The organism is Pseudomonas sp. NPDC077451, assembly GCF_044543345.1.
In the GTDB taxonomy this organism is placed as follows: domain Bacteria; phylum Pseudomonadota; class Gammaproteobacteria; order Pseudomonadales; family Pseudomonadaceae; genus Stutzerimonas.
This window is the reverse complement of the sequence record NZ_JBITVX010000003.1, coordinates 286,901-297,491: the sequence shown is the minus strand read 5'-3', so window position 1 is coordinate 297,491 and position 10,591 is coordinate 286,901. Positions and strand designations below refer to the sequence as shown.

General features: G+C 59.6%; 10 protein-coding genes. 3 read left to right on the top strand and 7 right to left on the bottom strand.

From position 1 onward, the window contains the following. Positions 1 to 93 precede the first annotated feature (93 nt). From ACIGHL_RS07880 to ACIGHL_RS07850, 7 genes are all read right to left on the bottom strand, one after another. Complete coding sequence (locus ACIGHL_RS07880) at positions 94 to 759, bottom strand: response regulator transcription factor (RefSeq protein ID WP_128121399.1); 666 nt, start codon at positions 757 to 759, stop codon at positions 94 to 96. Between the two features lie 334 nt (positions 760 to 1,093). Then, entirely contained in the window at positions 1,094 to 1,885 is a 792-nt protein-coding gene (locus tag ACIGHL_RS07875) for an ABC transporter permease (protein WP_045427139.1), read from the bottom strand. Between the two features lie 49 nt (positions 1,886 to 1,934). Then, the gene (locus tag ACIGHL_RS07870; protein WP_128121400.1) at positions 1,935 to 2,663 is read right to left on the bottom strand and encodes an ABC transporter ATP-binding protein; all 729 of its coding nucleotides are present in this window, start codon (positions 2,661 to 2,663) and stop codon (positions 1,935 to 1,937) included. Further along, positions 2,660 to 3,631 (bottom strand): YVTN family beta-propeller repeat protein, encoded by a 972-nt coding sequence (locus tag ACIGHL_RS07865; protein WP_128121401.1) that lies wholly within the window; start codon positions 3,629 to 3,631, stop codon positions 2,660 to 2,662. The genes ACIGHL_RS07870 and ACIGHL_RS07865 overlap by 4 nt, the downstream gene beginning before the upstream one ends. 55 nt (positions 3,632 to 3,686) lie before the next feature. Beyond that, positions 3,687 to 4,154, bottom strand: a complete 468-nt coding sequence (locus ACIGHL_RS07860) for a tetratricopeptide repeat protein (RefSeq protein ID WP_128121402.1) — start codon at positions 4,152 to 4,154, stop codon at positions 3,687 to 3,689. Beyond that, the gene (locus tag ACIGHL_RS07855) at positions 4,154 to 5,344 is read right to left on the bottom strand and encodes an ABC transporter substrate-binding protein (protein ID WP_128121403.1); all 1,191 of its coding nucleotides are present in this window, start codon (positions 5,342 to 5,344) and stop codon (positions 4,154 to 4,156) included. Before ACIGHL_RS07855 ends, ACIGHL_RS07860 begins: the two co-directional genes overlap by 1 nt. Positions 5,345 to 5,483: 139 nt before the next feature. Then, entirely contained in the window at positions 5,484 to 7,655 is a 2,172-nt protein-coding gene (locus tag ACIGHL_RS07850; RefSeq protein ID WP_216706829.1) for a methyl-accepting chemotaxis protein, read from the bottom strand. A 402-nt stretch (positions 7,656 to 8,057) separates the two neighbouring features. Here ACIGHL_RS07850 and ACIGHL_RS07845 point away from each other — a divergent pair, with 402 nt between their 5' ends. From ACIGHL_RS07845 to ACIGHL_RS07835, 3 genes are read left to right on the top strand one after another with little or no spacing between them, the layout of a single operon-like run. After that, a complete protein-coding gene (locus ACIGHL_RS07845; protein ID WP_128121445.1) occupies positions 8,058 to 8,495 on the top strand; it encodes a cupredoxin domain-containing protein in 438 nt (145 codons plus the stop codon). 35 nt (positions 8,496 to 8,530) lie between these two features. Further along, entirely contained in the window at positions 8,531 to 9,814 is a 1,284-nt protein-coding gene (locus ACIGHL_RS07840; protein WP_128121405.1) for a HAMP domain-containing sensor histidine kinase, read from the top strand. Next, positions 9,795 to 10,448 (top strand): response regulator, encoded by a 654-nt coding sequence (locus ACIGHL_RS07835; protein WP_128121406.1) that lies wholly within the window; start codon positions 9,795 to 9,797, stop codon positions 10,446 to 10,448. The genes ACIGHL_RS07840 and ACIGHL_RS07835 overlap by 20 nt, the downstream gene beginning before the upstream one ends. Positions 10,449 to 10,591 lie beyond the last annotated feature (143 nt).

The following is a 10,591-nucleotide window of genomic DNA, read 5'->3' as shown; positions in this document are numbered from 1 at the left end:
GCTCCTACGGGATGCGGCGTCAGCCAGTGATCCGGGTCCTACAAGGGATTAGGTTTATCGCAGAGGCGAGCGTAGCTGCGTGGGTGTTGGTTATCACCTGCGCAGATACGCGGTGAAGTCGATATCACCCGCCGAGAGGATGGCCTGCACGCGGTTGTGCACGTTGAGCTTGCGCAGGATGGCCGATACATGAGCCTTGACCGTGGTTTCGGCGATATCGAGGTTGTAGGCAATCTGCTTGTTGGATTCGCCCTTGGTCATGCGTTCGAGCACCAGTAGCTGTTTGCGGGTCAGTGCCTGCAACAGCTCGGGCGCGATGCTCTGTTCGTTATGCTGGGAACGACGGGTATTGGCTTTCTGGCTGCGGATGATGTCCGAAGGCAGGTAGACATTGCCATTGAGGATCTGCTCGATGGCTTCGGTCATCTGCGCGCGCGGCGATGACTTGGTGATGAAGCCGCACGCGCCGTAGGTGATGGCCTGCAGCACCACTTGCTTGTCCTGCTCGGCCGACACGATCACCACTGGAATGGTCGGCGCCTCGTTGCGCATGTTGATCAGGCCGTTCAGGCCGTGCATGCCGGGCATATTCAGATCGAGCAGCACCAGGTCGAGATCCTCATTTTCCAGCGTCATCGCCAGCGCACTGTCCAGATCGGCGGTTTCGAGGATCTCGCTGCCTGGAAAGCCGTCCTGGATAACGTTATGGATGGCTTCACGAAAAAGCGGGTGGTCATCAGCGATCAGTATCTTGTACATGGCCGGTCACCTCATTGTTGTGATTATGGTGGGGTAGATCGGAAGAGACCTTTGGTGTGCGCGGCTTCGATCGATAATGGCAGCCATGGTCCGGCGCCTAGTCGATCAGAAGCTGTTCACCCATAAGCTTGCCCAGTCCGGGGAAAGAAAACCATCGGCGCAAACAGCCTTGGTGTCTTCTGCACTGCAAGCCCCTCCGATCTGCAGCGAACCCGGTTGGCTTTGGCATGCCCAGCTTTTCAGTACTTCGGTCGGCCACATTACAGTGCAAAGTGCAGCGGTTTGAAATCCTACAATCGACAGGGAAACCAGCACTAAAGTAGTAGAGAACGGCTCAGGTAGCCCGGCGTAGCGCGGCGTGCTGCGGATTGAAACTGAGCACCGCAAGCAGACTGAACAGTAGCGTTAGGCCAAGGCACACCGCCAGCGCCAGCGGATTGAGACGTTCATACAGTGCAAAGCGAACCAACTCCACAGCGTAGGTAAAGGGGTTAAACGAGCAGATCCAGAACAACCATTCACTGGCTTCGCGCATTTTCCAGAGTGGATAGAGCGCCGACGACAGGAAAAACATCGGGAAGATGACGAAATTCATCACCCCGGCGAAATTTTCCAGCTGCCGAATGCCGTTGGACAACAACAGCCCCAGTGCGCTCAGCAGCAGCGCCACCAGTAAAAGGGCTGGTAGCGCTGTTAGCAAGCCAGCTGCGGGCGGTTGGACGCCGTAGAACCAAGCGATAAGTAGGAACGCGTAGACCTGCAGCAGCGAGATCAGCGCAGTCGCTAACAACTTGCTCGCCAACAGAAAACTGCGCGGCAGCGGACTGGTAAGCAGCACGCGCATGCTGCCCATCTCCCGGTCGTACACCATAGAGAGGGAGCCCTGCATGCCGTTGAACAGCAGGATCATGCACGCCAGCCCCGGTACGATCCAGGTCTCGTAGGTGATATAGGTCTCGTAGGGCTCGATGATCGCGATGCCCAATGCGGCACGGAATCCGGCGGCGAACACCACCAGCCAGAGCAGGGGGCGCACCAGGGCGCTGAAGAACCGTGAGCGCTGCTGAACAAAGCGCAGCCACTCGCGAAACACGATTGCCCGCAGGCATTCCCAGTAGGGAGTCATGGCCGGGATTCCTGAACTGAGGCGGGGCATAAGGTTTGAGAGGGACACATCACGCCGGCACCGCGTTGCGAGTGAGACGGGCAAAGGTCTGCTGCAGGCTGCCATCGGCAGCAGCCAGCTCATCAGCGCGCCCCTGCGCTACGAGATTCCCCCGATTGAGGATGATCAGCTCGTCACCTGGCTGGACCTCGTCGAGCAGGTGGGTCGTCCAGAGCACGCTCATGCCTTGCTCGTTGCAAAGCGATCTCACATGATCGTTGAGGTTCTGGCGGCTGGCCGGATCGAGCCCTGCGCTAGCTTCATCGAGCAGCAGCAGGCTCGGCTTGTGGAGGAGCGCTCGGGCGATTTCCACCCTTCGGCGATGGCCGCCATTGAGTTCGCGCACCTTGCTTTTGCGGCGCTCGGCCAGTTGCTGGCGATCCAGCTCCACCTCGATCCGGTCATTGGCAACCTTGCGCGGCATGCCATGCAGCGCCGCGTGGTAGCGCAGGTTCTGCTCGACGCTGAGGTCGAGATCCAGCGTGCTTTGCTGGAAGACCACCCCAAGTCGCCGCAAGGCTTCGCGCGGCTGGCTGCGCAGACTGAAGCCGGCCACCTGAATGTCGCCCTGCTGCACGTCGTACAGGCGCGTCAGCAGCGCGATCAACGTCGATTTCCCAGCTCCGTTGGGCCCGAGCAGGGCGGTAAAGCCTCCGGCCGCCGTGTTGAAACTCACGTCGTGCAGCGCCTGACGTTCCCCGTAGGCGAAGCTGATGCGCTCAACCCGCAGCGCGGTCATGGCGCAACCACCACGCCCCAGGGATAGCGTCCGACCTTGATCGATTTGATCACTTTGAGCGAGTCCACATCGATCACCGAAACATCGCCGCTGACGCCATTGGTGGTCAGCAGCCGGCTCTCATCGAGGTTGAACGCCATGTGCCAGACCCGACGCCCCACCAGCAAGTAGTCGAGCACCTCATAGGTCTTAGCATCGACCACGGCGATATGGTTGGCCGGGCCGAGCGCGACGAACGCGTATTTGCCGTCCGAGCTGAGCTTGATGCCGACCGGCTGGACCTTGTCCGGATGCACGCCTTTGATCTTGAAGTTCAGCGTCTTGATGATTTCGCGCTTTTCGACGTCAACGACGCTTACCGTTCCGCCGATTTCCGACGAGGCCCAGAGCAGCGTGCTGTCCTTGTTGAACTCAACATGGCGCGGGCGCTGGTCGACCAGGGTGTTGTCCACCAGTTGGTTGGTACTGGTGTCGATCCAGTGCAGCATGTTGGTGGTTTCGCTGGTGTTCACCGCCCATTTGCCATCCGGGCTGACGCCCATGCCTTCTGGCTCGACGCCGACATCGATCTGCGCCAGTACCTCCTCGTTGTCGACGTCGACCACCGTTACCAGCGCATCGTCCTCGTTGGAGATATACAGCCATTTGTTGTTCGGGTGCAGGGCGAACTGCTCGGGATCTGCGCCGGACGGCAGCTGCTTGATAATCTTGCGGGTCGCCAGGTCCATGACCTGAACCGTGTCCGAGTCGCTGGCGCAGATGTAGAGCAGCTTGTTGTCGCGTGACAACGTCAGCCCCCGCGGACGCTGGCCAACCTCGAGCGTCTCGACCGTTTCCAGCGTATCCAGATCGATCACGCTAACTGTGTCGTCTTTTTCATTCGACACATAGGCAGTGGCCGCCAGAGCCGATGCGCTGGCGCAGGCGAGCGTGCAGGAAATGGCAGCAGCAAGGAGTGTTCGGGTCATGTATAGATTCTCTTGTTGTTGTGTGAATTGTTCAGCGGGCAATTTGATTCGGTGACTAATCCATACGCAGCAAGTATTCGTCCGCTTCGCTCTGACCGCCTTCGGATGCACGTTCCAGCCACATTCGCGCAGCCTTCGGGTCTTTTTTAACACCGCGCCCTTCGGCTAGCGCTGTGCCCCAGTGGTAGCGGGCCAGGCTCACATAGCTGGCCTCGTCGGGCTGATTGGCGCCGCGTTCCATGAGCGCAGCGGCTTTGTCCAGATCCACCGGCACGCCCGAGCCAGACTCGTACATCTGCGCCAGCCAGATCATCGAATACACGTCGTTCCAGCGCGCGATGCAGTCCTCGAATATCTGCCTGGCAACGTCGAAATTTCCGGTCTTGGCAGTCACGTAGCCGTACATGCATTTGATCCGCTTCGGGCTGTCGATGTAGGCGTCATACCCCAGCTCACTGGCGCTCGCGGCTGGCCCCAAGCAGATCAGAAGCAGGCCGAAGATTCTGCGGATAATGGCTTTCATTATTTCGCCTCGCTCAGCCGACATTGGCTCTCTGGCCGATCGAAGCCCAGGGTGTCCAGTTCACTGGTGGGGTGCAGGAAGCCCTCCTGGGGCGAGTTGGATACCAGGCCGCGTGGGTGCACGAGCGGGATCGGCTGGCGCAGCTGGCCGTTCCAGGGCCGGAACGTCAGCTTGCGGCCTTTGAAACCATCGACCGGTAGCGTCTCGCTCAGCGATACCTGGCGTATCGCATCCGCGTCGATAGCGCCGAGCTTGGTGATTGCCGTGGCGAGGCTGCGCACGCCGATCCAGGCGGCGAAATCGCGGTCGTTCATCCAGCGATTGGCATGCGCTTCGAAACGCTTCTGCAGCTGCGCAGCACCATAGGTTTCGACCGTTTTATGCCAGCCTGTCGGAATCAGGCCCTGCGTGCCCACTACCGGCCGCGGCAGCCAGGTGTGGTAGGGCACGTACTCGCCGAAGTCGCCGCGCTCATCAGCCACCACGACGACGTCGTACTCGCCACCTTGAGTGAACAGGGGCATGTCGGCTTGAGCTGTGCGCCGCTGGTCGTTATCGAAGGTCCAGGGCTTCTCTTCAATGATCTTGTGGCCGAACCGTTTGGCGGCACGCTTGATCGCCTCGGCATAGGCCTGGTCCTCCTCGGTCGGCCCGCTGATCAACAGCCAGCGGTTCCAACGGCGCACGGCAAGGAACTGACCCAGCGCGTCGGCCAACATACTGCGGCTTGGAAGGGTATGCAGCACGTTACCCAGGCAGCGGGACGTGCGAAGTTCGTCCGTTGGGCTGCCGGCGTTGATCAGCAGGCTGTCCGGCATGGCGGCGGCTAGCGCTTCCAGGCTCGTCGCGGGAGCATTCACGACGAACAAGCGCACCCCCTGTTCATGCAGCTGCCGGGCCTCGTTCTGGAGTTGTTCCGGCGTTTCGGCCGTGACGCTATTCAAGGCATAGCTGTGCTTGAGGAAACGGCCTGTGCTGTTGCTGTCGGCAATGGCCAGTTCGGCACCGCTCAAGCCCGCATCTTCGGGTTCAGGAATTACGTTGGACAGCAGGGGCCCCGGGTCGGGCCGATAACCCAGGTAGCCAATATCCACGGACAGGACCGGCTTCGGCTCGGGTGCTGCGTTGGCGTTCAAAGCGCAGCAGCTGAGGAAAATCAGACTGCCAGTGCGAAATAGGTGCGGGCGCATGGACGGCTCCTGTGGCGTTGCCGCCAGCATAGGAAGCCTTCTGCTGCGGGGGGAATATGAAGAAGGTACAGGTCGACGTGTACGAAGGTAGTAGCACGATGGGCGAGAGGGCGGCACCGTAAGCGATGCCGCCAGCTCATTACCGTGAGCGTTTTACCTTGAACCGCCCGACTTGCACGATCATCTGCTGGGCCTGTTCCATCAATTCCTGTGCGGTCTGGGTCGACTGCTCTGAATTCGTACTGTTGTGATGGACCACTTCGTCGATCTGGCCGATAGCCTGACTGACCTGTTCGATCCCCGAAGCTTGCTGGCTTGAGGCGGAAGCAATCTCGTCGACCAGTTGTGACACCTGCGCAGCGCCGAGAACGATCGCCTCGAGGGCCCGTGCTGTGTCATCGGTGAGCTCCATACCCTTGATGGTTCGAGCGTTTGACTCCTGAATCAATCGAGTCGAGCGCTGCGCAGCTTCACCACTGCGAGCTGCCAGTTGGCGAACCTCGTCGGCAACCACTGCAAAGCCACGACCGTGTTCGCCTGCCCTGGCCGCCTCGATGGCTGCGTTCAACGCCAGCAGATTGGTTTGCGTGGCGATTTCTTCGATTGCCTTGATGATGTTGGTGATGTCCAGCCCTGACTGGTTGATCTCATGCATTGCAGCTTTCAGGGTAACCATCAGTTCGTTGCCACCTCGCGCAGAATGCTCGGAGTCACGTGACAACGCGTTAGCTTCCGTGGCGTACTCAGACGTTTGACGAATCTGTGACGCCATCTGGCTGATGGTGGCGCTGATCTCTGTGACCGCAGAGGCTGAATCCGTTGCGCCGTTGGACAGTTCCTGGCTCAAACGCGTGACCTGTCCGGCTTTTCCGCTGAACATCTCCGAGCTGTGCTGCACCTGAGAGACTAGCTCGTTGAGGTTCTCCACCATCCTGCGAAGCGCGAGCCCCAGCTGGTCGTGCTCGGAAGCCAGTCGTACCTCGACGGTCAGATCGCCTTGCGAAATCCGCTCAGCTACATGCACCTGTTCCTGAAGGCTGTCAGCCATGCGATCAAGGCTGGCCGACAACTGCCCCACCTCATCGGCGGATTGATGCCCGAGGCGCTGCGAGAAATCGCCCTGCTGGATGGCACTGGCCAATTGAGCCGCCTTGCGAATAGGCATAGACACTGAGCGCGACGAAATCCACAGGGCAACGACAGCGAGTAGCGAGATCAGCACGCCCACGCCTATTTGCTGGAACACGCTCCGCTCGGCCCGGGCATCCATGTCTGCCTGAAGCGCGGCGGCCTGCGCCAGTACGATGTTCTTGTCGATCTTGAGCATCATCGACCACGGCTTTCCGGTGCGACCCAGCTCGATAGGGGCGAGCACGGTCACCATGCCGTTATCGTCCAGGCGCGCCTGCTCTTCCCCTCTCTGAATGGAACTTAACGCCGACTGCCAATCATTGGGCAGCACCTTTTGAAAGTGCTGACCGATTAGCGTGGGGTTGAGACTCTCAGCAACGATCAGCCCCTGATCACTGATGATTGCAACTTCACCTTGGCCATCAAACAACTTGCGAGACACTTCCTCGCTGATCTTTTGCACAAAGTCGAGGTTGTAGTCGGTACCGGCTACGCCCATGAAGCGGCCGTCGACAATAATTGGAACCGACAGCGTTGCCAGCCAGACCTGCTTACCCTGCACGATGTAAGGGAGTGGTCCCAGCACGCTTTCTTTCAGGTTATCCCTCGGGCCGATGTACCAGCCGCCTTTGAGTACGCCGTTGGGATGCGTGTCCTGCGTGTCGTATTCCACCAGCGGTTGCACGTCGATTTTTCCGTCTGCACCTCGGGTCCAGTAAGGCGTGAAGCGACCAGTCTGGGCGTTGTTTCCGTTCAGCCCTCCAGTAAACAAGGCGTCTTGGCCGTCAATAGCGTTCGGCTCCCAGCACGAGTAGGTGCCGTTGAAATCCGGGTATCGCTTAAGCACATTAAGAAGAACCGCATTGACTTCATCGCGACCGATCTGCAGGCCGCCGCTGTCCGCAGGATTCGATTTGCCCACTGCGAACGTTGTCGCCATGACGCGCGCAGCCTCAAGCGCCTCGGTAAATTCCGAGCGGATTTCTCCCGCGTACTTTCCGCCAAGGTGTTGCAGGCTTTGCAGTGCCTCTTCCTGCGCCTGCTGACTGACCCGGCTGGCAACGAGTTGCTGAGTCGAACTGGCTAGATACACGCTGTAGCCAATCAATATTCCGGCCGTTACCAGCAGGCATAAGCCGCCAGTGAGGGCGATGCGTTGCTGTATGGATTTAAGAGACATTACGGTTCCTACTCCTGATAACGCGAAAGAAACGATGCGCAGGTGCACCGGAACCGGGTTGTGTTCAGGCAGCAGCAGAGCGCCGAATGATGTCTCGATGGCATCATTGCTTGATGCTGACTATGGCGGCTGAGCGTGGCGGAACATGACAGGTACCTTGGTACTGCTACCTAAGTACCGGTCGGCCCGTCTAGCTACGCAGCGGAGCGTTGTTCGCCGTGGATACAAGGCGCGTGACGCCTGTCTTGCGGGGGAGTAAGCCGGTATGAGCGAGCGCAGCAAGCCCCACCGTAACAGTGATCAGTTGAGCGCCGGGCGCTGAACAGCCCGACTAAGGTAGGAAGCCAGTCAGCGGGTCAGGACCCTAGGATGACGTTCAACAACAAGAACGAGACCGCTCCTATGCCCATCCATAAAGCCCTTACCCTCAACATTCTGTTGATTGCCAGCCTGATCGGCTTTGACCAGGTGCTTGCCGCCGGTGACCTTACCCGTCGCACGCAATCGCTGCCGGATCTCACATTCGGTTCCGAAGAAAGCGATTACGCGGTCTCGCAGAAGGAGTACCAACTCGAGACCGGCGTTGCCTATCAACTCAAGGTCATCGCCGAAGGCCAGAAAGAATGCGCTTTTCAGGCACCGGAGTTTTCGCAGGCAATCTTCCTGCGCAAGGTTGAAGCGGGTGGCGTGGAAATCAAGGCCGTGACTTTGGTCGAGCTTGAATTCGAAGAAGCCGGTGAGGCGGAAATCTTCTTCCTGCCGATCAAGCCTGGCCGTTATCCCTTCTATTGCAAGGGGCTGCAGAACAAGGGCATGGAAGGAAGCTTCGTGGTCAAGTAGCGCATAACCTGCTGCCCTTAAAACGGACGGTGAGCATGTCAGCACTCTGGCGTATCAGCCTGCTGGTCTCGCTGTTTTTTAGCTTGGTTGCAGCCGTCTGCCTGGCTGTACTGCTGCGTCAGGCCAGTCAAGACGTAAGCCGTGAACTGGCGGCGGCGGGTGCCGTGCTCAGCTATCTCAGCGATGTAGCGGAGCGCGATCCCGCTGCACTCCAGCCTGAGCTGACGCGGCACTTGCGGCATGTTCAGGTTCGCTGGCTGGGCCCAGGCGTCCCAAGCCGGGAGGTCCGCCCGCAGCGAAGCACTTGGCTCGAGACTCTGTTGTATCCCGCCGAGCTGCCCGCGCCGCTGACTGTGCAGATGCCAGAGGGTCGAACCTTGCAACTGAGCGTCGATCCCCGAGACGAGATCGAGGAAGTCGAGGAATCCCTGCTACAGCTACTGGCATGGTTCGGCAGTGCGTTATTGCTGAGCCTGCTGGCGATCCGATGGGCTGTCAGGCCGGCGCTGGGCGTGCTGAACGAATTGCTTGCAGCCTTTGGCCAGGTTTCCCACGGCCGCCTCGACACGCGTCTGCCGAGCCACTCGCTGCTGGAGGCACAGCAGTTATCCGGGCATTTCAACCGCATGGTCAGCGCCTTGGAGTACACCCGGCGAGAAAACGATGACCTGACGCGCTCGTTACTGGAGCTGCAGGAGCGTGAGCGCACACAGCTCGCTCAGGCGCTGCATGACGATCTTGGGCAATACCTGGCCGGTATCCGCGCCCAGGCCTGCTTGCTACAAGCGATAAAAGACCAGCCGCAACTGGTCAGCACAACCGCACGCACTCTGGATGATCACTGTGAACAGTTGCAGGACGGTTTTCGCAGGCTGACTCGCGAGCTCTATCCCGTGATGCTTGACTATTTGGAATTGCCTGAAGCAATACAGCTGTTGGCCGAGCAGTGGCAAAGCGCGCAAGGAATCAAGTTGCGCGTACAGATCGACCGGCGCATTCCATGCCTTGCGCTGAACAAGAAAGAACAGCTGTACCGCTTGTTGCAGGAATCGCTCACAAACGTGGCAAGGCACGCCTGTGCCAGCTTCGTGTTCATTCGCCTGCGCATGAACGGCGGTCGGCTGCGGCTGCTCGTGCGTGACAATGGCCACGGCCACGACGCACCCGGACGGCTCGGCATTGGCCTGCGTTCGATGCATGAACGCGCACGGACGCTGAATGGCCGGTTGGTCGCGCGCGGGCGAGCAGGTTACGGCTGGGTGGTTTATCTGGACATTCCGATCAGGGAGTCATGCTCCAATGAAGATCCTTCTCGTTGACGATCACGCCGTGGTCCGCCAGGGCTACGCTGCGCTGCTACGCGTCTTGCTACCTGAAGTTCAGGTCATTGAGGCCTGCGACGGCGAGGAGGCCATGGCCAAAGCTCTGGAGGTGGCCCTAAGCCTGGTCATCATGGATGTCGGACTACCCGGCATCAGCGGCGTCGAAACCACACGGCGTCTGTTGCAGCGGCTGCCACAACTGCGTGTGCTGTTCTTTAGCATGCACGACGAATTACCGCTGGTGCGCCAGGCACTGGATGCTGGAGCCGCCGGCTATATCACCAAGAGCTCATCGCCGGAGGTGCTGTTGGACGCGGTACGCCGAACCTTGGCCGGTCATGCCTACATCGAACAGCCCCTGGCCATCCAATTGGCACGCAACCCGGTGGCAGCCAATGCGCAGGATCCACGCTTGCAAGGAATGACTCAGCGTGAATTCGAAATCTTCGTAATGCTCGCCAAGGGCACACCGGCGCGACTGATCGCCGAACGGCTTTGCATCAGTGGTAAGACGGTGTCCAACTACCTGACGCTCCTCAAGAGCAAGCTGCAGGTCAGCTCGCATGCGGAGCTGGTTCATCTGGCCATCGACACCGGTATTGTGCGGGTGGGTGATCGAGCAGCCAGTTAGCTCGGTCTGCAGCGTTTTGATGGGACTGACTTCGCTGGTAACGATGGGGGCTGACAGTGCGTTCTGGAAAAAAACCTTAAACCGCTCCGATTGTCAGAGCACGGGCATCTCGGTGTCGTGTCTGGCCGACGATGCTGCTTCGG